Source organism: Streptomyces sp. NPDC044003 (assembly GCF_056435185.1).
The window spans coordinates 1-23,494 of the sequence record NZ_JBWKFA010000017.1 but is presented as its reverse complement, the minus strand read 5'-3'; the positions used below and the strand labels follow the sequence as shown (position 1 = coordinate 23,494).

Annotated in this window: 27 protein-coding genes; 13 read left to right on the top strand and 14 right to left on the bottom strand. The window is 72.1% G+C overall.

Annotated features, from left to right (window positions below; genetic code table 11):
- Nucleotides 1-23: 23 nt before the first annotated feature.
- From AC07AW_RS38435 to AC07AW_RS38425, 3 genes are read right to left on the bottom strand one after another with little or no spacing between them, the layout of a single operon-like run.
- Entirely contained in the window at nt 24-968 is a 945-nt protein-coding gene (locus AC07AW_RS38435; protein ID WP_478820173.1) for a PLP-dependent cysteine synthase family protein, read from the bottom strand.
- 38 nt (nt 969-1,006) lie between these two features.
- Complete coding sequence (locus AC07AW_RS38430) at nt 1,007-1,801, bottom strand: HpcH/HpaI aldolase family protein (RefSeq protein WP_478820097.1); 795 nt, start codon at nt 1,799-1,801, stop codon at nt 1,007-1,009.
- Between the two features lie 2 nt (nt 1,802-1,803).
- The gene (locus tag AC07AW_RS38425) at nt 1,804-2,664 is read right to left on the bottom strand and encodes a TauD/TfdA dioxygenase family protein (protein ID WP_478820096.1); all 861 of its coding nucleotides are present in this window, start codon (nt 2,662-2,664) and stop codon (nt 1,804-1,806) included.
- A gap of 361 nt (nt 2,665-3,025) precedes the next feature.
- Between AC07AW_RS38425 and AC07AW_RS38420 the strand changes: the two genes are divergently transcribed.
- From AC07AW_RS38420 to AC07AW_RS38405, 4 genes are all read left to right on the top strand, one after another.
- Nucleotides 3,026-3,232 (top strand): tautomerase family protein, encoded by a 207-nt coding sequence (locus AC07AW_RS38420; RefSeq protein ID WP_478820095.1) that lies wholly within the window; start codon nt 3,026-3,028, stop codon nt 3,230-3,232.
- Nucleotides 3,229-4,491, top strand: coding sequence for an MFS transporter (locus AC07AW_RS38415; RefSeq protein WP_478820094.1), 1,263 nt, complete (start codon nt 3,229-3,231; stop codon nt 4,489-4,491). Before AC07AW_RS38420 ends, AC07AW_RS38415 begins: the two co-directional genes overlap by 4 nt.
- 91 nt (nt 4,492-4,582) lie before the next feature.
- Nucleotides 4,583-5,794, top strand: a complete 1,212-nt coding sequence (metK, locus tag AC07AW_RS38410; RefSeq protein WP_478820093.1) for a methionine adenosyltransferase — start codon at nt 4,583-4,585, stop codon at nt 5,792-5,794.
- 29 nt (nt 5,795-5,823) lie between these two features.
- Nucleotides 5,824-6,207, top strand: a complete 384-nt coding sequence (locus tag AC07AW_RS38405; RefSeq protein WP_478820092.1) for a hypothetical protein — start codon at nt 5,824-5,826, stop codon at nt 6,205-6,207.
- A 66-nt stretch (nt 6,208-6,273) separates the two neighbouring features.
- Here the strand turns inward: AC07AW_RS38405 and AC07AW_RS38400 are convergent, their stop codons facing one another.
- The 5 genes from AC07AW_RS38400 to AC07AW_RS38380 form a co-directional block, all read right to left on the bottom strand.
- Nucleotides 6,274-7,269: a hypothetical protein gene (locus tag AC07AW_RS38400; protein ID WP_478820091.1), complete on the bottom strand. Its 996-nt coding sequence runs from the start codon at nt 7,267-7,269 to the stop codon at nt 6,274-6,276.
- Between the two features lie 134 nt (nt 7,270-7,403).
- Nucleotides 7,404-7,619 (bottom strand): hypothetical protein, encoded by a 216-nt coding sequence (locus tag AC07AW_RS38395; RefSeq protein WP_478820090.1) that lies wholly within the window; start codon nt 7,617-7,619, stop codon nt 7,404-7,406.
- Between the two features lie 5 nt (nt 7,620-7,624).
- A complete protein-coding gene (locus AC07AW_RS38390) occupies nt 7,625-8,602 on the bottom strand; it encodes an oxidoreductase (protein ID WP_478820089.1) in 978 nt (325 codons plus the stop codon).
- Nucleotides 8,603-8,642: 40 nt separating this feature from the next.
- Complete coding sequence (locus AC07AW_RS38385; protein ID WP_478820088.1) at nt 8,643-9,185, bottom strand: carboxymuconolactone decarboxylase family protein; 543 nt, start codon at nt 9,183-9,185, stop codon at nt 8,643-8,645.
- A 239-nt stretch (nt 9,186-9,424) separates the two neighbouring features.
- Complete coding sequence (locus AC07AW_RS38380) at nt 9,425-9,700, bottom strand: hypothetical protein (protein WP_478820087.1); 276 nt, start codon at nt 9,698-9,700, stop codon at nt 9,425-9,427.
- A gap of 110 nt (nt 9,701-9,810) precedes the next feature.
- Here AC07AW_RS38380 and AC07AW_RS38375 point away from each other — a divergent pair, with 110 nt between their 5' ends.
- The 8 genes from AC07AW_RS38375 (at nt 9,811) to AC07AW_RS38340 (ending at nt 18,424) form a co-directional block, all read left to right on the top strand.
- Nucleotides 9,811-10,818 (top strand): hypothetical protein, encoded by a 1,008-nt coding sequence (locus AC07AW_RS38375; RefSeq protein WP_478820086.1) that lies wholly within the window; start codon nt 9,811-9,813, stop codon nt 10,816-10,818.
- A gap of 384 nt (nt 10,819-11,202) precedes the next feature.
- Nucleotides 11,203-12,429: a hypothetical protein gene (locus AC07AW_RS38370; RefSeq protein ID WP_478820085.1), complete on the top strand. Its 1,227-nt coding sequence runs from the start codon at nt 11,203-11,205 to the stop codon at nt 12,427-12,429.
- Entirely contained in the window at nt 12,426-13,496 is a 1,071-nt protein-coding gene (locus AC07AW_RS38365) for a JmjC domain-containing protein (protein ID WP_478820084.1), read from the top strand. The genes AC07AW_RS38370 and AC07AW_RS38365 overlap by 4 nt, the downstream gene beginning before the upstream one ends.
- An 8-nt stretch (nt 13,497-13,504) precedes the next feature.
- Nucleotides 13,505-14,776: an MFS transporter gene (locus tag AC07AW_RS38360; RefSeq protein WP_478820083.1), complete on the top strand. Its 1,272-nt coding sequence runs from the start codon at nt 13,505-13,507 to the stop codon at nt 14,774-14,776.
- Nucleotides 14,773-15,441, top strand: coding sequence for a 2OG-Fe(II) oxygenase (locus AC07AW_RS38355; protein WP_478820082.1), 669 nt, complete (start codon nt 14,773-14,775; stop codon nt 15,439-15,441). Before AC07AW_RS38360 ends, AC07AW_RS38355 begins: the two co-directional genes overlap by 4 nt.
- Entirely contained in the window at nt 15,438-16,484 is a 1,047-nt protein-coding gene (gene rsgA / locus AC07AW_RS38350; RefSeq protein ID WP_478820081.1) for a ribosome small subunit-dependent GTPase A, read from the top strand. Before AC07AW_RS38355 ends, rsgA begins: the two co-directional genes overlap by 4 nt.
- A gap of 93 nt (nt 16,485-16,577) precedes the next feature.
- Complete coding sequence (locus AC07AW_RS38345; protein ID WP_478820080.1) at nt 16,578-17,117, top strand: carboxymuconolactone decarboxylase family protein; 540 nt, start codon at nt 16,578-16,580, stop codon at nt 17,115-17,117.
- A 17-nt stretch (nt 17,118-17,134) separates the two neighbouring features.
- Complete coding sequence (locus AC07AW_RS38340; RefSeq protein WP_478820079.1) at nt 17,135-18,424, top strand: MFS transporter; 1,290 nt, start codon at nt 17,135-17,137, stop codon at nt 18,422-18,424.
- A gap of 72 nt (nt 18,425-18,496) precedes the next feature.
- Here the strand turns inward: AC07AW_RS38340 and AC07AW_RS38335 are convergent, their stop codons facing one another.
- The 4 genes from AC07AW_RS38335 to AC07AW_RS38320 form a co-directional block, all read right to left on the bottom strand.
- Nucleotides 18,497-18,784, bottom strand: a complete 288-nt coding sequence (locus AC07AW_RS38335) for a DUF4287 domain-containing protein (RefSeq protein ID WP_359514075.1) — start codon at nt 18,782-18,784, stop codon at nt 18,497-18,499.
- A 114-nt stretch (nt 18,785-18,898) separates the two neighbouring features.
- Nucleotides 18,899-19,453: a carboxymuconolactone decarboxylase family protein gene (locus AC07AW_RS38330; RefSeq protein ID WP_478820078.1), complete on the bottom strand. Its 555-nt coding sequence runs from the start codon at nt 19,451-19,453 to the stop codon at nt 18,899-18,901.
- Nucleotides 19,454-19,469: 16 nt separating this feature from the next.
- Nucleotides 19,470-20,468, bottom strand: a complete 999-nt coding sequence (locus AC07AW_RS38325) for a hypothetical protein (protein WP_478820077.1) — start codon at nt 20,466-20,468, stop codon at nt 19,470-19,472.
- A 126-nt stretch (nt 20,469-20,594) separates the two neighbouring features.
- Entirely contained in the window at nt 20,595-21,146 is a 552-nt protein-coding gene (locus tag AC07AW_RS38320) for a dihydrofolate reductase family protein (RefSeq protein ID WP_478820076.1), read from the bottom strand.
- A gap of 101 nt (nt 21,147-21,247) precedes the next feature.
- Between AC07AW_RS38320 and AC07AW_RS38315 the strand changes: the two genes are divergently transcribed.
- On the top strand, nt 21,248-21,886 hold the full coding sequence (locus AC07AW_RS38315) for a TetR/AcrR family transcriptional regulator C-terminal domain-containing protein (RefSeq protein ID WP_478820075.1): 639 nt from the start codon (nt 21,248-21,250) through the stop codon (nt 21,884-21,886).
- Here the strand turns inward: AC07AW_RS38315 and AC07AW_RS38310 are convergent.
- Nucleotides 21,859-22,203, bottom strand: coding sequence for a carbamoyltransferase C-terminal domain-containing protein (locus AC07AW_RS38310; RefSeq protein ID WP_478820074.1), 345 nt, complete (start codon nt 22,201-22,203; stop codon nt 21,859-21,861). The genes AC07AW_RS38315 and AC07AW_RS38310 overlap by 28 nt on opposite strands.
- 280 nt (nt 22,204-22,483) lie before the next feature.
- Nucleotides 22,484-23,047, bottom strand: coding sequence for a helix-turn-helix transcriptional regulator (locus tag AC07AW_RS38305; RefSeq protein ID WP_478820073.1), 564 nt, complete (start codon nt 23,045-23,047; stop codon nt 22,484-22,486).
- Between the last annotated feature and the right edge of the window lie 447 nt (nt 23,048-23,494).

The following is a 23,494-nucleotide window of genomic DNA, read 5'->3' as shown; positions in this document are numbered from 1 at the left end:
GTCTTTCGTGAGGAGGCGACGGATCAGCGGGCCGTCGACAGATAGCGCTCCCCGCTGTCGGGGAAGACGGTGACGACCGTGGCGCCCGCCCAACGCGGGTCGGAGACCACGGCGCGGCTCGCCCAGGCGGCGGCTCCCGAGGAGACGCCGACGGTGAGGCCGGTGGCCCGGGTGATCTCCCGGGAGGTGACGGCCGCGGCCTCGTCCGGGACCGCGACGACCTCGTCCACGAGGGAGAGGTCGGTGATGTCCGAGACATAGCCGGCGCCGATGCCGGGAATGCCGTGCGGGCCGGGATCGCCCCCGGACATCACGGCGCTGCGGGCCGGTTCGACGGCGACCACGTGCAGGGTGGTGCGTTCCTTCAGATAGCGGGCCGTGCCCGTCAGCGTGCCGCCGGTGCCGACCCCGCACACCAGGACGTCGACGCGGCCCCGCGTGGCCTCCCAGATCTCCGGGCCCGTGGTCTCGTAGTGCGCCCGTACGTTGGCCGGGTTGCGGTCCTGGTGCGGCACCCACGAGCCGGGCAGGGTGCGCTGGAGCTCCTCCGCGTACGCCCACGCGGCCATGAGACCGTCCTGGGCCGGTACGAGATGCACCTCGGCGCCCAGCTCCCGGAGGATCAGACGGCGTTCCTCGGTGGCGTTGTCCGGCATCACGATGACGCACCGGTGACCGCGGCGGGCGCACAGCGCGGCCAGCGAGATGCCGGTGCTGCCGGAGGAGCACTCGATGACCGTGCCCCCGGTCGGCGGGAGCAGCCCCGCCTCCTCCGCGGCCCGCACCATGAACAGCGCGGCCCGGTCCTTCACGCTGGAGAGCGGATTGGCCATCTCCACCTTGGCGAGCAGCCGCACCGAGCCGGGCAGCCCCGGCAGCGGGACCTCCAGCAGCGGCGTACGCCCGACCAGGTCCTCCAGCGACCGGGCCGGCGGCGCCACGGCGGCGCCCCCGGGCAGGGTGCTCACGTCTGTCGTCACGGTTCCCCTCCTCGTCCGGTGCCCGCTCAGGCCGGGCCGGAGCCCCGGGCCGCCGACAGATGCTCGGCGGCGACCTGCTGCAGGTGGGTGATGTCGCTGGAGACGGTGGCGAAGGTGAACCCCTCGGCGAGCCGCTTCGCGGCGCTCTCCCCGTCCAGGACGTGGATGCCGCAGGCGATGCCGTGCCGGCGGGCGGCCTCCGTGATCCGGACCAGCGCGGCCTCCAGGGCGTCGGCGGCGGCCGGGTCGCCGAACCACCGCGCGCCGAGCGCGGCCGACAGGTCGGCGGGTCCGACGTACACCGCGTCGAGGCCCTCCGTCGCGCAGATGGCCTCCAGGTCGTCCAGCGCGGCCGCCGTCTCGATCATCACGATGCACGCCACCCGCTCGTCGATCTCGGCGGGCACGGAGCCCACGCGGATCTCGGCCCGGACGGGCCCGCCGAGGCTGCGCGTTCCCGCCGGGTGGTGCCGGCAGGCCCGCACCATGGCCCGCGCCTGTTCGGCGCTCTCGACCATCGGGACCACGACGCCGCGCGCTCCGGTGTCGAGCGCGATCCCGATCGCGACCGGGTCCGGCGACGGCACCCGGATGACCCCGGCGGAGCGGCCGCGGGCGTCCACCGCCAGCATCGCCGCCTGCCACCCGGGCTGGTGCAGCACGCCGTGCTGACCGTCCACTCCGATGTAGTCGTAGCCGAGTCCGGCGATCCGCTCGGTCCCGGCCGGGTTGTCCAGGGCGATCCAGTAGCCGATCAGGCGCTCACGGCCGCGCAGCCGCGCGGCGAAGGCGTCCGGGCCGTGGGACGGGGAGGTCTCCATGCTCACTCGCCCGTCTTCAGCGCGTAGCTCTGCTTGCCGTCGAGGCCCACGGGCACGTCGCCGGTGATGGACACCCGGTGCAGCACCCGCTGGTGCCGCCCGTAGTCGTTGACCGCGTAGTGCTGCGTGCTGCGGTTGTCGAAGATGAGGACGTCGCCGGGCCGCCAGGTCCAGCGCGCGGTGTTCTCCGGCCGCCGCACGTACGACTGGAGCACGTCGATGATCGGCCGGGACTCGCGCGGCTCCAGGCCCACGAGCCACTGCGCGAAACCGCCGAGGAACAGGCTCGGCTCGCCGGACTCCGGGTGCACCCGCACCACGGGGTGGGCGGCCTCGAACCGGCGGGCCAGGAACGCCGCGCGGACCTCGTCCCCACGGTCGGTCCCCAGCCGCGGCTGCTCCGCGTGGTTGGTGTGCACGGCCCAGAGCCGGTCGGCTATCTCGCGCAGCTCGGCCGGCAGGTCCTTGTAGCCGGCGGCCGCGTTCGCGACCATCGTGTCCCCGCCGTACGGCGGCAGCACCACGCTGCGCAGGGTCGTGCCCAGCGACGGGGCGGTGGTGAAGCTGATGTCGGTGTGCCAGTGGTCGGCACGCTGGTCCTCGCCGTCGACCGGGATGACCTGGGGAGCGCCGTCGACCGTCCGCATCATCGGGTGCGTCTGGGTGAGCGGGCCGAACCGCGCGGCGAAGGCGAGCTGGTGCTCGTCGCTGATGTCCTGGTCCCGGAAGAACAGGACCTTGTGCTCCAGGAACGCGGCGTGGATCTGCCCGAAGACGGAATCCGACAACTCGGTGGAAAGGTCGATGCCCGTCACCTCCGCGCCGATCTTTCCGCCGATCCTGCGTATGTCGAAGAGGGACACCGGCATTCCTTCCGAACCTGTCAGGAGACCTGTGCTCCCGTGCTGGGATGGCCGCGCGGGCATCGGGCGCGATACGCCGTCCCGGCACGGGAGTAGAACCCGGCGGTCGGACGGGACCGGCCGGGCAGGACGGCGCCGATCACATCACGGGCCGGAAATCGACGGCAACAGGACGCGGAATTGCGAAGCGACTTCACCAACTCGCTCCCGGTGCGTGAGGAAAAGCAACCGGAGACTGTTCGACTTGTTCAAGTCGCGCTTCTTCCGAAGCCCCGGCTTGCCTGCCCTCCGGCGTTCCGGGGATTCTCGGACAGCCGCGCTCGCGCCCTTGAACCGTCATCTGCAGAAAAGGACCGCCGACATGCCGGTGATCACCGTCAACTGGTGGCAGGGCAATGACAGAGAAGCCCGGAAGGAGCTGGTGGCGGGCATCACCGATGTCGTCACACGGGTCTCCGGATGCCCGGACGACGCCGTCACCGTCATCGTCCGTGACGTGGCCCCGGACCACTGGGGCAAGGGCGGTCGCCTCGTCGACGAACCCCGCTCCCCGCGGGGCCTGCGATGACACTGGGCTCCCTGCACCCGAACATCAGGCTGCGGATCGCCGTCGGTTTCGTCCAGCGACTGCTGTCCGTCATGCTCATGCCGCTCCTCGTCATCCACCTGGCGAACCTGTACGGCCCCGCCGTCGCCGGCGTCCTGACCGTCTGCGTCGCGGCGGCCGGCATCGCCTCCAACTTCCTCGGCGGACACTTCGCCGACGTGTACGGCCGCCGCCCCGTCTTGGTGGCGGGCGAGCTGGGCGCCACCCTCACCTTCGGCCTGCTCGCCCTGGCGAACTCGCCCTGGTGGACGTCCGGCGTCGCCACCTTCGCCCTGTTCCTGCTCAACACCTGCTGCTCGCAGCTGGCCACCCCGGCCGCCGACGCGATGATGGTCGACGTCTCCACCCCCGAGAACCGGCCGCTCGTCTACACGATCAACTACTGGTCGATCAACCTCGCCTTCACCGCGGGCGCGCTCATCGGCGGCTTCCTCTACGACGGCCACTTCCTCCAGCTGCTGACCGGCGCGGCCGCGCTGTGCCTGCTGACCACGGCGGTGATGTGGCGCTGGATCAGCGAGACCGCCCCGACCGGCGGGAAGGCGGCCGCGACCGGGCCCGCCGCGATGCTGCGCGGCTACCTCGCCGTCGCCCGGGACCGGGTCTTCCTCCGCCAGCTGGTCGCGGCCGCGCTGATCGCGGCCGTCGAGATGCAGATCGGCTACTACATCGCCGTCCGCCTCGCCCGTGAGTTCCCGGAGCAGACGCTCCTGGCGGTGGGCGACTGGACCGTCGACGTCGACGGCGTCGCGATCCTCGGAGTCCTGCGGGCCGTCAACGCGGCCCTGGTCGTCGCCCTCATCCTCGTCGCCAAGACGCTGCTGGCGCGCGTGTCCGAGCGCGTCAGGCTGTACGGCGGCATCGCGGTCTTCACCCTCGGCTACATGGTCTGGGCCGTGAGCGACGTGGGCTGGATCCTCATCGCCGCCGCGGTCCTGCTCACCTTCGGCGAGATCGCCAGTGTCCCGGTGCGGCAGGCACTCCTGGCCGACCTGATCGACGCCGAGGCCCGCACCAAGTACATGGCGGCGTACGCGCTCAACGCCCGGATCGGCCTGCTCGTCGCCGCCCTGTGCGTCACCCTGGGCGCGTTCGTCCCCTCCCTCGCCATGGGGCTGCTGTACGGGACGGCCGGGCTCGCCGCGATCCTCCTCTACCGGTCCCTGCTCGGCGAGCGTGCCGTCCGCGAGGCCGAGAAGGCCCGCGTCCCGGTGGCGTGAGGTGACCAAGCAGCACCGGATCCGCGGCACCTTCCGTGACTCGGCCAAGTCCGCTTGCCGGGCGGGAGCGGCCGCGGATCTGATGCGCCCCATGACGAAACGGCTGTTCACCTCGGAGTCGGTGACCGAGGGCCACCCCGACAAGATCGCCGACCAGATCAGCGACACCATCCTCGACGCGCTGCTGGACAAGGACCCGGCGGCCCGCGTGGCCGTGGAGACACTGATCACCACCGGTCAGGTCCACGTCGCGGGCGAGGTCACCACATCCGCGTACGCCCCCATCGCCCAGCTGGTGCGGGACAAGATCCTGGAGATCGGCTACGACTCCTCCAGGAAGGGCTTCGACGGCGCCTCCTGCGGCGTGTCGGTGTCCATCGGCGCCCAGTCCCCGGACATCGCGCAGGGCGTGGACACCGCGCACGAGGCCCGCGTCGAGGGCGCCGAGGACGAACTCGCGTCCCAGGGCGCCGGCGACCAGGGCCTGATGTTCGGCTACGCGTCGGACGAGACCCCCGAGCTGATGCCGCTGCCGATCCACCTCGCGCACCGGCTCTCCCGCCGGCTGACCGAGGTCCGCAAGAACGGGACCATCCCGTACCTGCGTCCCGACGGCAAGACCCAGGTCACCATCGAGTACGACGGCGACAAGGCCGTCCGCCTCGACACGGTCGTGGTCTCCTCGCAGCACGCCTCGGACATCGACCTGGAGTCGCTGCTCGCTCCCGACATCCGCGAGTTCGTCGTCGAGCACGTGCTCAAGCAGCTCGTCGAGGACGGCATCAAGCTCGACACCGAGGGCTACCGCCTGCTGGTGAACCCGACCGGCCGCTTCGAGATCGGCGGCCCGATGGGCGACGCCGGCCTGACCGGCCGCAAGATCATCATCGACACGTACGGCGGCATGGCCCGCCACGGCGGCGGCGCGTTCTCCGGCAAGGACCCGTCCAAGGTCGACCGTTCGGCCGCCTACGCCATGCGGTGGGTCGCGAAGAACGTGGTCGCCGCGGGCCTCGCCTCGCGCTGCGAGGTCCAGGTCGCCTACGCGATCGGCAAGGCCGAGCCCGTCGGTCTCTTCGTCGAGACCTTCGGCACCGAGGAGATCCCCCTCCACCTCATCGAGAACGCCATCGGCGAGGTCTTCGACCTCCGCCCGGCCGCCATCATCCGCGACCTCGACCTGCTCCGCCCGATCTACTCCCAGACCGCCGCCTACGGCCACTTCGGCCGCGAACTCCCGGACTTCACCTGGGAACGCACCGACCGCGCCGCCGCCCTGCGCGCCGCGGCCGGCCTCGACTAGTCCCGTCCGCACCTCCGAGAGGAATCACCGTGTCCACGATCACCGCCCCGTCCGAGACCAGCCTCTTCCCGGAGCCCGTCGCCACCGAGCGGGCCCGCCGCAGCGTCGAGGAGACCATGGCCGACTTCCTCAGCGGCGCCTGGCACCCGACCCGGCTCGAAGGCCGCGTCGCCGAGCTGCTCCTCGCCTCGACCGCCGGAGACGGCATGCTCACCCCCGGCCGCGTCCGCGCGGCCCTGTGGGAGGGGAACATCGCGATGACCTACGAGAACGACGGCCGCTTCGCCCAGGTCCTCGCCGACCTCGTTCCCGTCCTGGACGACCCCCAGCTCGCCGACCTCGACATCGTCGACGCGGCGGGCGAGCTCGTCGGCGCCGTGGCCTCCACCGCCGCTGCCGCCGTGGCGGCCTGACCCTCTCGACGCGCGCGGCCCGGCCGGAGAACCTCCGGCCGGGCCGCACGCGCGTACGGGGCGGGCTCAGGCCACCCAAGGAGCCATCGGGTACCAGATCAGGTCCAGGCGGGCCAGGATCCGCAGGTCCCAGTACAGGACCAGGAAGACGCCCGCCGCGATGAACCCCGCCGCCATCAGCGCCGCGGAACGGCTCGGCCGCTTCGTCAGCCACCGGTGCAGCCGGTCCCCGAAGAGGCCGGTCACCAGGAGGAACAGCACCGACATCACGAGGATGTTGCCCAGGGTCTGCAGGCCGAAGGCCACCGACCCGTACAGCACGTTGTGACTCAGGGCCGTGTCGCGGAACAGCTGGCGGAACAGCGGGAAGGGACGGCCGATGAGGAACGCCCCGATCAGACCGCCCATGAACAGCATCGGCGCGCTCGGGTACTCCTCCGACAGCTTCGCCAGCGGGTCGCGAACGACGCCCAGCGCCGCCAGGCCGAGGTACGTCATGACCAGGCCGATCAGCCCGTAGACCACCATCGCCTGGATCAGCCGCCCCGAGAGGCCGCCGCCCTGGCTCTGCTCGAACTGGGGCATGCCCGTCCCGGACATCGCGGCCAGCATGCCGTACACGGCGGACACGGTGACCGCTCCGGCCGCGAGCTGTCCCAGCGGACGCAGCGCGGCGGCCATCCGGCCCCGGCGCGAGACGGAACGTCCGCCGGTCAGCGGCGCGAGCGCGCCGAACACGGCGATGTTGCACGCGGTGAACGTGCCGGCGATGCCCGTGACCAGGGCGAAGAGGACACCGGCCAGGGCGCCGGGGATCGGGGTGCCCTTGGCGGTGTGACCCAGCAGCGTGTCCGCGACCGTGTCACCGATGGTCCGGTCGACGAACTCCGCCGACCACACCACCGTCAGGGCGAAGCCGAACAGCGCGCTGACCGCGATGACCCGCGCACGGCGGCGAGGAACATGACCGTTGAAGAAGAAGGAAGGGACGGGACGTCCGGTGACCGCGGACCGTTCCGGCCGCGAACGGACGGGAGCGGGCCGCTGTGCCGTCTGCGCCATGGCATGCCGCCTTCTGTCGTGGGGGTGGGGGACACGCGGCGACACGCTAGGCGCGCCGACGCTCCACCGGGGGCGCCGACGGCGTGTTCAGCACGCGGGAAGAACGCCCCGCGTCCACTTCATGAGGTCGCTCCTCACCAGGGCCCGTGGGCCGTGAAGCGGGCGTACCCCTCCGCCTCCGCCGCCCGCGCGGGAGGGCCCGCGGCATCCGTCTGCCAGGCGGCGCCCGTCACGTCCGGCAGCACCGTGTCGAAGTTCCGCCACATCCACGCCCAGGCCGCGACCGGCCGGAACCTTCCCTGCCGGTCCATCCCCGTACCCACACCGGCCGCGATGCTCCCCTCCGGCACGGCGCTCACCCCCGCGCGCCCGTCACCGGGCACACCGCTTCGGCGAGCTCCCGCTCCGCGGGCTCCGGCACCGCGAGCGCCGGCGGGAACGTGTAGCGCACGCCCGTCAGCACCTCGGACAGCTTCCACAGGCGATCCTGCGCCGCCCCGTCCCGGGAGGCCCGGCTGGAGCGGGCCGGAGCGGGCGCGCCCCGGCTCTCGAAGAGCTCCGAGGGGCCGAGGTGAGCACCGCCCGGCACGTGCGGGTCGGTGGCCGCGCGCAGCGCCGGCAGCGCCGCCCGGTCCGCGGGCTGGGCCAGCCACCGCAGTCCCGCCGCGGCCACCGGCCGCAGCAACCGGGGCGCGTCGCCCTGCCACAGACCGGTCGGGGACAGGCCGGGATGCGCGGCGAGCGAGGCCGTGGCCGCACCCGCCGAGGCGAGCCGGCGGTCCAGCTCCCGAGCGAACAGCAGGTTGGCGAGCTTGGAACGCCCGTACGCCGTCAGCGACCGCCGCCCGGTCGACGACCGGGCCGCTTCCTCGTCCAGGGCCCCGAGGCCCGCCCGGTGCGCGAGGCTGGCGACCGTCACGACCCGGGAGCCGGGCACCGGGGTCATCAGGTCGAGCAACAGTCCGGTCAGCGCGAAGTGTCCGAGATGGTTGACGCCGAAGTGCGCCTCGAAGCCGTCCTGCGTACGCCGGTACGAAGGGAACATCACCCCGGCGTTGTTGACCAGCAGGTCCAGGCGCCCGTACCGGCCGCGCACCCACGCCGCCGCCTCCCGCACCGAGTCGAGCGACGTCAGGTCCAGCCGGACGACCTCGGTGCTGCCGCCGACGAGGGCGGAGGCCCGGCCCCGTTCCATGCCGCGGCTCGCGAGGAGGACGTGCGCCCCGCGGTCCGCGAGCACGCGGGCGATCTCCAGCCCGATGCCGCCGGAGGCGCCGGTGACCAGCGCGATCCTGCCGCTCTGGTCGGGAACGTGTGCATGGGACCAGGTCATGTCACCCTCCTGGGGAAGACGGCGCCGACGGGCGCGGACGTCAGTGCGCGGCGCCGTAGCCGTGCTGGACGATGAGCTCGGCCGTCACGCCGTAGAAGGCCGGGTCGGACGGAACGTCCGTGGCCAGACCGTTCACATACCGGTTGAACATCGCGAACGAGGCCGCGATCAGGACCGTGTCGTGGATGTGGCCGTCCGTCGCGCCCTCGGCGCGGGCCGCGGCGATCGCCCCGTCGGAGACGGGAGCCGCCTTCGCCTGCACCTCGGCGGCCACCTTCAGCAGCGACCGGAGCAGCGGGGTGATCGCCGCCGTGCCGGGGTCGGCGAGCACGGACGCCACCAGCTCGGCGCCGCCCTCCAGCTGCGCGGCCGCGAACGCGCTGTGCGAACCGGCGCAGAAGGCGGTGCGGTTCAGGTGCGACACATAGGCGGCGATCAGTTCGCGCTCGCCCCGGATCAGCGGCGACGGACCACTGCGCAGCAGGGTCTCGGCGAGCTCCGACAGCACGCCCGCGGTGTCCGGGCGCTGGGCGAACAGCCCGCTGATGCCGGGAAGATCATGGGTGATCTCGATGTGGGGCACCGGCGCGTCCTCGTCTTCGCGTGGGGTACGGACGAGCTCATCGTCGGGACCCGCGGACCGGCCGGCCAACTCCCAGCGTGCGGACCTAGGGCCTGACGGCCGCCACCGGCTCCGCACGCAGAGAGAAGCGTCGAGCCGCCCGCTAGTCCAAGAATGAGGACGTGGCAAGGAGCATCCCGCGGTACGCGGAGACTTGGGCAGGTGGTCGTGCCGGTACGGGCACGTCCCGCCGCCCGGCGTCATGCCTCCACGGGTCCGGCGAGCCGCCAGCCGCCCAGCGCGGGCGACAGCGCCAGAGCACGCCGGCACACGGCGCGGCACCGCCGTACGGCGCTCGCCTCGTCGGGAGCCAGCAGGAAGGCGACACCCCGGGCACCGGCCCGGCTCGCGTGGACCCGTACGTGCTCCACGCCGTCACCCGGCCCGCACACCGCCCACAGTTCGGCCAGCAGAGCGTCGGAGGACAGGTCCGGCGCTTCCGGTGGCTTGGCGAAGGCGAACTCGACGAGGTGCACACACCGAGTGTGCCGCACGCCACCGGCCCCGCCCCAGACCAGGCGAGGCCACGAACATGCCGTGGCACGCATGTGCCCCGGCGCCCACAGACGACCGCGGGGGGACGCTGATGCTGCGCGTACTGGGACTCGACTTCAGCACGGAGGCCGTCTACCGGCTGATGCTGGAACACCCTTCCTGGGGCGTGGACCGCCTGGCGGAGGAGCTGGACACCGACCGCCCCACCGTCGCCCGGGCACTGGACACACTGGCCGACCTCGCGCTGCTGCGCCCGACGGCCACCGCCGACTCCTCCGGCGGCCTGCGGCTCGTGCCGCCCCGGGCCGGACTCGGCGCGCTGCTCGACCGCCGGCAGAACGAACTCGCCCGCACCCAGCTGGAGATCGACGCGAGCCGCGCGGCGGTCGCCGACCTCCTCACCGACTACACGGCGCTCGGCCGGGACCCCCAGGGCGGCGTCGTGGAACGCTTCACGGGCGCCGAGTCCGTCCGGCGGCTCCAGACCGACCTCACCGGCCAGGCCCGCGGCGAACTCCTCGCCCTCGCCCCCACCGCGGTGCCCAGCGGCGGCCCCTGGGAGATCGACGTCCCCCTCCAGCTCGACCTGCTCGCCCGGGGCGTGCGGGTCCGCGTCCTCCACCTCGACAGCACCGACGGCACCCCCGAGCGCCGGAGAGCGGTCCGCCGGCTGACGCAGGCCGGCGCGGAGATCCGCACCCTGCCCTCCCTCCCCCTCCAGCTGCGGATCGTCGACGGCGCGGGCGCCGCCCTCCCCCTGGACCCGGACGACCCCGACCAGGGGGCCGTCCTCCTGCGCGAACCCGGAGCCCTGACCGGCCTGCGCGCCCTGTTCACCCATCTGTGGGACCAGGCGGAACCCCTCCCGGACGTGGACGCGGACGTGGACGGCGAAACCGGCGAAACGGCCGCGTACTCGCCGCAGGAACGCGCACTGCTGCGATTCCTGGCCGAAGGACTCACCGACGAGGCGGCGGCCCGCAAACTCGGCATCTCCCTGCGCAGCGAGCGCCGCATGATCTCCGGCCTCTCCGAACGCTTCGGCGCCCACAGCCGATTCCAACTCGGCCTCCAGGCCGCCCGCAGCGGCCTCGTCTGACACAACGATGCCAAGGCCATTCTGTGCCACGGAAAAATGCTGACACCGCTTGTGAAGCCGTGTCAGAGTAATTTCCAGAACGGACCGGAAAGCACACCGAATCCCACCCAGCCGGACGGGCCGCTCGATTCCAACTGAATGCTCCAGCATCATTCCCGCCGCCCCAGCGGGAGAAATTCATGAATCAATCGGAAAGGAAAACCCGTCATGGAGAACGAGAAGAACCTCGTCATGGAGATCCTCGAGGACGACAACTACGACTTCGAGGCCGAGTTCAGCCCGCGTCAGGACGTCGGCCACTGAGGCCCGCACCGTAACGCGGCCGGTCGTCCCCGAGGACAGCCGGCCGCGTCGGCCGTTTTCCCCGAACGAGTGGTGAGTTGGATGAGCATCGACACGCAGACCTGGAAGTCGTTCGCGGCGGAGCACGCCCCGGACTTCACCCGCACCGTGTTCCTCCCCGGCCTGGTCGCCGACCCCGGACACCTCGCCCGGCTGATCGACGACGGCCTGCGCACGGCGACCCGCCACGCACCCGGCGACCTGCGCCTGCGCGCCTTCCGCCCGGGCGCCTTCGACTACCGGCTGACCAAACGCTTCGTGGACACCCCCCTCGCCGACGAGGAGAGCGCCGTCGACTGGCTGGCCCGCACGGCCGACAGCGACGAGGAGTGCCTGGCCGTCAACGACATCGGGTCCTGGAACCTCGACCTGGCCGAGGAAGTCGCCCGGCTCGTCGGGGAACTCGTCACCGACGGCACCCACGAACTGCCCTCCGGCACCGACGTGTACACCTTCGTCGCCCACTCCGGCTGGACCCCGTTCGGCATCCACAAGGACTCCGAGCCCTCGCTCATCTTCCACCTCGGACCGTCCCCCAAGGAGGTCTGGGTCTGGCAGGACAACCCGTTCGACGCCTCCGGCATCACGCCCAGCCCGTCGTTCGGCCGCATCGCCTTCGACATCGAGGAACACCTCGCCTCCGCCGAGCGCCACCTGCTCCAGCCCGGCGACTTCCTCTGCATCCCCCAGGACACGTACCACGTGTTCCGCAACCTCGGCCCCTCCGCGTTCCTCGGACTGACCCTCTACCCGGTCAGGACCCGGCCCCTGATCACCGAGGCCCTGTGGCGCGCCGCCCGCCCGGCCGAAGCCCTCGCCGCCTACCCGGCCGCCGACGAGGTCACCGACCGCGCCCGCGCGCTCCTCGCCGCCGACGACGCCCCCGGCACCCCGCTCGCCGACCGCGTCGCCCACGAGATCGCCCTCGGCCAGCTCCGCCTGCGCACCAACGGCTACCTCGGCCGTCCCCACCAGGCCGCCCTGCCCCGCACGGCCGCCGCCCCCGGCACCCCGCTGCGCTGGTCCCGGCCCGGCGCGGTCGCCGCCACCCTCCACCGCGGCGGCACCACCCTCGTCGCCCGCGGCCGCACCCTCATCGTCCCCGGCCCCGCCCCCGCCGACTTCACCGGCCTGGAGAAGGCGACCGCCTCGGACACCCCCTTCACCCTCGAAGAGCTCACCGCCGTCCTGCCCGCGGGCCTCGCGCCGGAACGCCGCGAGGAGATCGCGCTCAGCCTCTACCACGTGGGGGCGGTGATCGCCCCATGACCCGCTTCGACGCCTTCGCCCACGCCCAGGCGCTCCTCGCCGGCCTCGGCGACCAGGAGCCACCCGCCGGCGGCGTCCGCCTCCACGAGCCCGCCCCGGGCGGCGAGACCGCCGCCCACGAGGCCCTCCTCGCCGGCGTATGGTCCGCCCTCGCCCGGCCCGGCGCGCTCGCCACCAACTTCCGGCTCGTCGAGTCCGGCCGCCAGATCGACCGCAGCCGCTGGATGCGCTCCCGCGTCGGCGACGGAGAGGTCCTGCACACCGCCCTCGTCCCCGCCTACCTCCACAGCGCCGTCGAACGCGGCGCGACCCTCGTCATCAGCCACCTCGAAGCCCTCGACGAGCGGGTCATGCTGCTGTGCGAGGCCCTCGAATACCTGCTGCGCGCCCGCGCCTGGGTCAACTGCTACGTCACCGCCGGAGAGACGTCCGCCTTCGACGTCCACAGCGACGACCACGACGCCCTCATCCTGCAACTCCTCGGCCGCAAGCACTGGGAGGTCGACTCCCGCGTCGGCGCCCGCTCCCGCGACCTGGCCCCGGGCAGCCTCGACCGCGTCCTCACCCCCGGCACGTGCCTGTCCGTGCCGCGCGACACCGCCCACCGCGTCTCCGGCACCGGCGAACTCACCGTCCACCTCACCGTCGGATACGAGCCGTTCGCCGACGTCCGCGAGGAGACCCGCGCCGCCCACGAACTCGTCGGCCGCACCGCACCGGACCCCGACCCCGAGTGGCTCACCACCCGCCTGGCCCTGCGCCCCGACCGCCGCGCCGGCGCCTCCCTGCGCAGCGTCCTGACCGGCGAGGTCGGCCCCGACACCCGGATCCGATGGGCCAGCCGCTTCCCCCCGCACGTCACCACCGGCGACGAACACCTGACGGTCACCACCATGGGCCGGCGCATCCGCCTCGACCGCCGCCTGGAGCACACCGTCACCCTCCTCACCCGGGGCGGCGCCCTGACCTACGACGAGCTGGCCGCCGACAGCGACCTGCCCGACGCCGACCTGCGCGCCCTGGTCGCCTTCGGCGCCCGCAACGACTTCCTGATCTGCGAAGGATGACCCGCCCCGTGCTCACCGCCACCCTCAGGGACCAGGCCGCGATGTTCCGCGAACGCCGCTTCGCGACGTTCTTCACGGGCCACGTCGTCTCCAAGCTCGGTGACGCTCCCGTCCCCGTCGCGTTCGCCCTCGCCGCGTACCAGATCTCGCACTCCGCGGCCGCTCTCACCTGGGTCCTGCTGTCGCTGTGGGGGGCCCGCTTCTTCCTCGTCGCCACCGGCGGCCGGCTCGCCGACCGGTACGACCGGGTGAAGGTGATGATCGGCGCCGACGTGCTGCGCCTGACCGCCCAGGGCGCTCTCGCCGTCGTGGTGGTGAGCCCGCTGCCGGTGCAGAGCTGGCACCTGTGCCTGTCCGCCGCCCTGTACGGCGCGGGCACCGCCCTGTACAACCCCGCACAGATCGGCCTGACCCCCGAACTCGTCGACGAGGACCGACTCCAGCGGGCCAACGGCCTGCTCTCCCTCGTCGCCGACGTGAGCTTCCTCCTGGGCCCCGTCCTCGCCGGCGTCCTCATGAGCACGGCCGGCTTCTCCTGGGTCCTCTGGCTCGACGTGGCGTCCTTCGCCGTCAACCTCGTCTGCCTGGTGCGCCTGGTCCGCCTGCACACCCCCCTCCGCCGCACCGCCCCGGCCGCCGCCCCCGCCCCGGCCCCGGACGGCACCGCCCCGGCCGCCGACACCGACCACCGCTTCCGTGCCGGATTCGCCATCATGGCCCGCTACCCGTGGTTCTCCTTCGGCATGGCCCTGTGGTTCGTCGTCTCCCTCGGCATCGGCCTGACCGCCGTCGCCGGACCCGTCGTCGCCGTCGAGTCCCTCGGCGGCACCGGCGCCTGGTCCGTCCTCGCGACCTGCATCGCCGTCGGCTCCCTCCTCGGCTCCCTGGCCGTCATGACGACGACGAAACAGCACCCGTGGAAGGCCGCCGCCGTCGTCGTCACCCTCGGCGCCGTCCTGCAGTTCACCGCGCTGGCCCTGCGCGAGGAACTCCCCACGGCCGTCATCGGCGCCGCCTTCGCCCTGTGCGCCCTGACGACCGCCGCCTGCGGCATCGTGTGGGACACCGCCTACCAGAGCGAGATCCCCGAGCGGTACCTGTCCCGCCTCGGCTCCGTCGACAACTTCGTCAACTCCGCGGGCGTCCCCGCCGGCATGCTCCTCGGCGGCCTGTTCGCCGACCACTACGACACCGTCTTCCTCGGCATCAGCGTCCTGCTCGTCCTCCTGTGCCTCCCCGCCGCCCGCCTCGCCGGAAACGGAAGGAAAACGACCGCATGACCCTCGCAGCCCTCCTCGCCACACCGGCGACGAACCCCGACGCCCGCGTCCACTCCCGCGGCGACCGCTACGTCGTCATCGACGACCTGCTGCCCCGGGCCGACTTCGAGGACACCACCGAGGCGTTCACCCGGATCCGCCTCAAGCCCGTCCTCAGCACCATCGACCCGGTCTACGACGGCTTCGCCCACCGCGGCGGCGAGGACAAGCAGCGCCTGACGCACACCGACGACGACGCACCCCGCTGGCAGCGCGCCGTGAAGGAACAGGTCGCCGCCCACCTCGACCTGCTGGCCGCCCCCGGCCGTGAGGAGAACCTCTCCCTCACCCTCAGCGCCTGGGGCTACCCCGCCGGCTCCCGCCTGTCCTGGCACAACGACGCCGGCGCCGGCCGCATCGGCGCGTACGTCTACTTCACCCACCGCACCTGGAGCACCGACTGGGGCGGCGGCCTCGCCCTCGTCGACGAGGAGTCCCGCGCCGACGCCGCCGACGGCACCGCCCTCGTCCACAGCGCCACCCACCCCACGCTCGTCCTGCCGCGCCCCAACCGCCTGGTCGTCTTCCGCGCCCACACCATGCACGCCGTCCAGCGCGTCGACGCGACCGCCGGCGACCGTCTGCGCCGCACCTGGACCGGCTTCATCACCGAGGACACCCCATGACCGACACGCTCACCGCCACCCCGGACGCCCTCACCCGCCTCGGCTGGACCGACGCCGACGCCCGGCACGTGGAAGCAACCACCACCCCGGCCCGCGTCGTCGTCCAGCACGGCACGGTCTGTGACGTCCTGCTCCCTTCCGCCGACGGCACGCTCACCGCGCACACCGCCCCCACCACCCCCGCCCTGCCCGTCACCCCGGTCGCCGGCGACTGGGTGGAGCTCGGCGCCGACGGCCGCATCCACACCGTCGCCCCCCGCCGCGCCGTCCTCACCCGCTCCGGCGGCCACGGCCACGGCCGACAGATCCTCGCCGCGAACATCGACACCGTCCTCGTCGTCGTCCCGCTCGCCGGCGGCCTCAACGCCGCGATGGTCGAGCGCCTGTCCGTCATGGCCTGGGACAGCGGCGCCCAGCCCGTCCTCGTCCTGTCCAAGAGCGACACCACCGACGACGCGGGGGCCCGGGACACCGACACCGCCGAACTCCTCAGCCCCGGCGTCCCCGTCATCCCCGTCAGCGTCCGCACCGGCGACGGCCTGGACACCCTGCGCTCCCACCTCGGGCCCGGCACGACCGCGGTCATGCTCGGCCCCTCCGGCGCCGGCAAGACCTCCCTGCTCAACGCCCTCGAAGGCACCACCGAAGCGGTCGCCGAAGTCGGCCGCGCCGGCGGCCGGCACACCACCACCACCCGTCGCCTCCACCTCCTCGCCTCGGGCGGAGTCCTCCTCGACATCCCCGGCATCCGCTCCCTGGAGGTCGCCGCCGGCCGCGAGGCCGTCGACGACGTCTTCACCGACATCGCCGCCCTCGCCGACCACTGCCGCTACGCCGACTGCGGTCACGACGGCGACGGCGGATGCGCCGTCACCGAGGGCCTCCTCACCGGCGCGTTGTCCCCGGACCGCCTCGCCACCTGGCGCAAGCTCCAGGGCGAGATCGCCTACCGGCGGCGCCGCGAGGACCCCGCCGAGATGGCGGACATGCGCCGCCAGTGGAAGGCCGTCAGCAAGCAGGCCCGCCGCAACGGCCGCCGTTGAACAACAACACAGGTCCGCACACCGGAAGTTGGCCGACCGCGCCACCGGTGCCGACGATGAGGAGCCGACACCTCCGACCGAAGGACGCGAACCGTGCCGCACATCAGGATCGCCAACGATCTCCCGGGCATCAGGGGACTGATGACCGACCGTCCCGACACGGCAGCCCCGCTCAACGCCCTCGCCGACGCCCTGCTGCGCGGCGAGTCGCCCCTGACCCGCGGTGAACGCGAACTGATCGCCGCGTACGTGTCGGAGCTCAACGCCACCCGCTTCTGCGCCGACACCCACGGCGCGGCCGCCGCCGCCCAGCTCGACGGCGGTCTCGACCTGGTCAAGGCCGTCCAGCACGACGCGGACAGCGCCCCGCTCACCCCGCTGCTGCGGGCCCTCCTGCGGATCGCCGCCGAGGTCCAGGCACAGGCCGCCCCCGTCCGCGACGAGACCGTCGCCGCCGCCCGCGCCGAGGGCGCCACCGACACCCACATCCACGACACCGTGCTCATCGCGGCCGCCTTCTGCATGTACAACCGCTACGTCAGCGGCCTGGCCACCGCACTGCCCACCGCGCCCGGCTACTACGAGGAGGCGGGCCGACGGATCACCACCCACGGCTACGTCGCCGCCGTCTGAAGGGGAAGCGGCCCATCATGTCTGCGCACTCCCCGAAGAAGGCCCACCGCAGAGCGGTCACCGCCACCGTCGTCGGCAACTTCATCGAATCCTTCGACTGGCTCGGCTACGGTCTCTTCGCGCCGCTGTTCGCCGCCCAGTTCTTCCCCTCCGGGAACTCCCTCACCTCCATTCTGGGCGCCTTCGCGGTCCTCGGCGTCGGTGTCCTCATGCGCCCCCTCGGCGGAATCCTCCTCGGCCGCTACGCCGACCGCCGCGGCCGCCGCCCCGCCCTCATGCTGGCCGTCTCCCTCATGGCCGGCGGCTCGCTCCTCATCAGCGCCACCCCCTCCTACGCGCACATCGGCCTGCTCGCCCCCGTGCTGCTGCTCCTGGCCCGCATGGCCCAGGGCGTCTCCCACGGCGGCGAATGGCCCGCCGCGGCCGCGTACCTGATGGAAGTCGCCCCCGAGAAGCGCAAGGCCACCTACGGCAGCCTGTTCTCCCTCACCACCTGCGCCGGCGCGTTCACCGCCTCCCTCCTCGGCGGCGCTCTCACCGCCGCCCTCGGGCCCGCCGCCATGGCCGACTGGGGCTGGCGCGTGCCGTTCCTCGTCGGCGGCGTCCTCGGCCTGGTCCTGCTGGTGCTGCGCACCCGGCTCGCCGAGACCGAGGTCTTCCGGCGCCAGTCCCAGGAGCGCCGCGAGCGCGGCTCGCTCCGCCAGGTCCTCGGCACCCACCGCCGCAACGTCCTGCTGGCCGTCCTGTTCGTCGCCGGAACCGGCGCCGTCGGCGGCACCTGGACCGCCGTCGTTCCCGCACTCGGAGGCCGCCTCGCGCCTCCCGGAACGATGTTCTGGGTCGTCGTGACCGCCACCGCGCTGATGATGACGCTGAACGTGCCGATCGGCCTGCTCGCCGACAGGATCGGCGCCGCCCGCCTCCTCGTCGCGGCCAGCGCCCTGTTCGCCGTCGCCGGTTCCGTCTCGTACCTCACCATGACCGGCACCTTCGCCAGCCTGCTGTTCACCTACGGCTCCGGCGTCGTCTACCTGGTCTGCGCGACGACCGTACTGCCCAAGCTCCTCACCGAGATCTTCCCGACCGAGGTCCGGGCCCTGGGCGTGGGCATGCCCAACGCCGTCACCAGCGCCGTCCTCGGCGGCGTCGCTCCCGCCTTCGCCGCCTTCGCCGCGGAGCGCCACGCCTCCGGCTGGTTCATCGCCGGCGTGATGACCGCCGTCCTCATGTCGATCCCGGCGTCCCTGCTGTCCCGGACCGCGCGGCCCACCGAAGCCCCCGCACCCGAGCAGGTCCTGGCCGCCTGAACACGAAGGAGAACGTCGGCTCCCCTCCGGGACGGAGGGGAGCCGACGTTGTCTTTCGGGCGAACACCGTGCTCAGGGGCGGTTGTTCTTCCCCTCGAGCCACAGCGTGTCGGAGTCGTCCTGGTGCGTACCGCCCGAGCCGACGTGCTTGTCGGAGATCTTCGCGCCGTTCTTGAAGACGTGCACGAGTGCCATGCCGTGGCCGCGGCCCAGACCGTAGTCCTCCTTGAGCCACTCCAGGACCGGGCCCGCCTTCAGCGTCGGCCCCTCGAACCCGCGCTCCTTCGCCAGCTCGATGAACTGCCGCGGCGTCAGGCCCGTCTTGTCCTCGATGTTGTCCAGGTACGCCTGAAAGGACATGTGCTACTTGCTTCCCGAATCGTCCGCGCCGGCCGGAGGCCGACTACACCAAGAGTGCACGCGAGTGTGGCGAGGACCGGGCTTCCACCCGGCCCTCGCCACGACTTAGCCACGTCAAGAGGACGCGGGGCCACCCTGCGGCAGGTATCCGTCGGCCACCAGCGTCGCCCCGATCCCGTCGTACACCTCGGGATCCTCGGGCGTGATCGCCGCGAGCCCGTCGACGTACCGGTTGAACATGCAGAACGCGGCCGCGATCAGCACCGTGTCGTGCACGGCCTCGTCGTCCGCCCCCGCCGCCCGAGCGGCCGCGACGTCCTGCTCCGTCACGTCACGGGCGTCGCCCCGCACCTTTCCCGCGATCGCCAGCAGAGCCCGCATCCGCTCGCTCACCGGCGCCGTCGCCGGATCCCGCTGCACGGCCTCGACCAGCGCGTAGTCACCACCGAACGCGTGCGCGGCGGCGGCCGTGTGCGACCCCGTGCAGTAACGGGTGCCATTGCGGTACGACACGTACGCGGCGATCAGCTCCCGCTCGGCCACGCTCAGCGGCGAGGCGGCCCGCAGCAGCTGCTCGGCGAGCTCGCTGAGCCTGCGCCCCGAGGCCGGCTTCGCGGCCATCAGCCCCCGGATCCCCGGCACCGGCGCGGGTACGGCGATGTGCGGCATGTCCCGTTCCCCCGGCCTACTTGTTGAACCAGGGAGTCGACGTCGGGTCCGTCGACAGCTGGTTCAGAACCATGTTCGCGACCTTCTGCTCACCGCTCGCGGACGGGTGCACCCTGTCGGACTCCAGGTCCGAGCACGCCCACTCCAGACCGTCGCTGCGTCCCGGCGTGCCACCGGCCACACCGTCCGCGCCCAGACCGTCGGCCCACATGTACGGGCCCCACGACAGCCACGGCGCGACGCCGCCCGCACCGTACGTCAGGTCCGAGGCGCCGTTGATCTGGTCCTGGATCAGCTTCTTCACCGCCCAGCCCTGCTGGTAGGCACCCGCGCTGCGCGCCGGGTCGTAGGTGTAGATGCGGCTCGCGACATAGCCGAGCGCCAGGTTCGGGTACTTCGCGCGCGCGTTGCGCGAGATCGCGGCGAGGGAGTCACGCAGGTTCTGCGCACCCTGCGGGAACGCACCCAGGTTGTCCCCGAGGTACTGCTCCTTGAGCCACATCGCCTGCACCTGAGCCGGAGTCACCCCGGCGCTCGACAGCCGGGAGGCGAGCACGGACCAGGTGGCGTCCGCCGGGTTCGCCCAGGTGCTGGCGTCCTTGCCGCCCTGCGCGCCGTCGACGATCACGAGCTTGTCGTTGAGGTTCGCGTACGCCTGCGTCGTCGCGATGAACTTCTGGAACTCCTGCGTGGTGTTGGACATGCCGATCGAGATCAGCACCACCTTGCCGTTCACCAGGTCCACCTGCCCGGAGGCGTTGCGTGGCAGCACCTGGTTCTGCGCGATGTCCACGCCGGCGTTCGTGTGCGCCGTCGGGCGGACGTTGCTGCCGCCCGGGTACAGACCGCCGGTCAGACCGTTGTACGTGCCCGTGCCCAGGTCGTTCAGCGGCACCTGCCCACTCTTCGTGTACGAGCAGTCCGTCGTGGCGGCGGCCGAGGGCTGCGGGATCAGGGCGACACCGAGAACGGTGGCGGCGGCGGTCAGGTAGATGCCGAGACGTCCGGTCTTCATGGCCTCTCCTCCAGAGGTGTGGCGATCGTCGGGCCGGTGGACCCGAGAGCCGATGCTCGCCACCCCGCCACCCCACCCGCACCTCCTGCCGTGCCCTCCTGGCAGTCCTGGACAGACTTCGCAACCTCACACGGTCGGTCCCGTGTAGTGGGACTCGACGACGCCGTTGGCGAAGCTGCGCGTGGACACCAGGCCCATGGGAATCCGCTCGCCGCCGGCGAGGGTCCGGCCCGCACCGGCGATGACGGGCGCGATGTGCAGGTAGAGGTCGTCCAGCAGACCGTTGGACAGGAGCCACTGGACGAGGGTGATGCTGCCGCCGACGTTGATGTTGCCGCCGGGCTGCCGCTTGAGCGCCTGGATCTGGCCGCGGATGTCGTCGCCGGTGATCAGACGGCTGTCGTGCCACTCCTCGGCGGTGGTGAGCGTGGTGGAGACGACGTACTTGGGGGCGGCGTTCAACCAGTCGGCGGTGGGCACCTGCTCGCTGGTGACGTTCGGGAAGAACGAGCTCCACATCTGGTAGGTGCTGCGCCCCATCAGGGCGGTGTCGGCGTCGTCGTAGAGCTTCATCACGGCCTCGGCCGCCTCGCCGGTGTTGTAGGGCATGCCCCACTTCTCCGGAGCTTCGACGACGCCGTCCAGTGAGACGAACAGACCCGCGACGATCTTCCTCATGATGTCCCCGTCCTTGCAGCGTCCCGGCTCGTCCGGAACTGGACGGTACAGTACCCATGAGGGTACTAGACTGTCCAGTACTGCCATCGAGAGGGGACGCCATGGAAGCGAACGAGCAAGGCAGGTCGGCACGGAAGCGCCACGCGATCATGGAAGCCGCGACCCAGGTGTTCCTGGACAAGGGCTACGCCGGCGCGAGCATGGACGACATCGCGAAACTGGCCGCGGTGTCCAAGCAGACCGTCTACAAGCACTTCTCCGACAAGGAGACGCTGTTTCACGAGATCGTCCTGGCCACCAACGACCGGATCGACGGAAGCGCCGGCCTGGTGGCCGACTTCCCGGCCGACGCCTCCACCCTGGAGGAGAACCTGACCCGCCTGGCCCGCCGATTCCTGACCGGGCTCACCCAGCCCCGGGTACTTCAGCTACGCCGCCTGATCATCGCCAACGCCGACGTGTTCCCCGCGCTGGGCGCCGCCTGGTACGAGCAAGGCTTCGAGCGGGGCCTCACCACTCTGGCGGCCACCTTCCGGAGGCTCGCCGACCACGGACTGCTCAGGACGGACGACCCCACCCTGGCAGCGGACCACTTCGCCGGCCTGCTGCTGTGGGTCCCGATGAACAAGGCCATGTTCCACGGCGGTCTCCAGCACACCGAGGCCGAGCTCGACCACTACGCCACCACCGGCGTCCGCACGTTCCTCGCCGCCTACGCCACGGAGCCGACCGAGAGCTGAGGCGCCCACCGGCGACGGGCCCTGACCGAAGGGGGCGAACCACAGACCGCCGCCGGTTCTCGTTGCGCCACACACCCGGCTATCGTCCGCTTCTCGTAGAGCACGTCGCCCAGGACCAGGAAATCCAAGTCCATCTCCCGGAAGGCGCGCAGCGCGTCGTACGACGTGTTCACGAGCGGTTCGCCGCGCCCGTTGAACGAGGTGTTGAGGAGCACCGCCGGACGGACCGGCGCCGACAGCCCGTCCAGCACGGCGCCCACGACCGGCGCCCCGTCCCCCTCCAGAACCTGCGGGCGGGTGGTGCCGTCGACGCGCACGACGCCGTACGCGGCCAGCCAGGGCTCCTGTGTCGGTGGGGTGAGACTTCGACACCTCCACCAACGGCACGGGAGCCTTGTCCGTTGCGGGCCCCCACCTCAGCCTTACCGGCGCCACCCGATCAATGGCCACGCCGAAAACGCTCACTGACAGCAGCGTCGCTCGCAGCAGGTGGCCAGCCCGAGCCCCGCCGATGAGCCTGCTGCCCAACTCATCTGCTCCCTGACGGAAACGACTACAGCGCCCTCCTGGCAGAGGGCGCTGTAGTGGGGCGGTAGTTCAGCCGGCCAGCCGGAGGGCGGGCCGGGCCTCGGGGGCCGGGGCGTCTTCGCCACCGTCCGGGTCGGGGTCGAAGTCGGTGCCGGTGCGGGCGTCTCGGGCTCGTGGGGGGCGGACGTCGCCGGTGGGGAAGTTCAGCGGCCACACGAACGTGTCGGGGTCCTTGAGGTGGTTGACCATGTGGGAGAACGACTCATAGCCGGCCAGGAGCGGGTGGATGAGCACGGTGCCCTTGCGCTGCCGCTCGCTGAGGATGCCCTTGTCCCGCAGCTGGCCGATCGCGCGCGACACCTTCGACTGCGAGCACCCGAACTTGGCGGCGAGGCCGCTCTGGGTCAGCTCTACCAGCGCCTGATCATCGTGGTGGGTCTTCAGGTGGTCCAGGACGTTGCGGGACATCGTGGTGAGGTCGAACTTCCAGAGGTTGTCCTCGATGATCTGGGCCATGCTCAGGTGCTGGGTGCCGTAGAAGACGTACGGCTTGACCTCGGGGTTCGTGCTGAAGGTGCCGCCCTTTTGGGCGAGCTTCTTGAACCGCTTCAGCAGATCCCGCGCCGACTCCATGCCGTTGACGGCATCTGAGGGCGGGGGCGCGGGGGCCAGCCGTGACGCCTCCGCGCTGCGCCCCAAGATCCATGCATGCGGCGGGCGTGTCTCTGGACAGGAACGATCTATTCACCTACGTGCATGCATCTCGCCGTCCGCGACCAGGATCTATGCACCCTGGGTGCATGCATCGTCCGCGTTTTCGCAGGTCAGCGCGTTGCTCCTATCTGATCTTTAGAGGCGCGCCCCCTGCGGCTTCGCGCCGCGTCCTCCAACCACTGCATGCAACGGCGCGACTGCGGCCAGGCGGGCCAGGCCGCGGATCCATCCGCCGGCTGCCCGCAGCTGCTGCGCCTCGGTCCCCGTCCTGGGCTGAGGCGGCTTCGCGTGCTGCTCTGTGGTCTTGTGCGGACCGTAGGCGGCACGAGCGTTGCTGCGTCTCGGGTGGTACCGGCCGTGACGCTC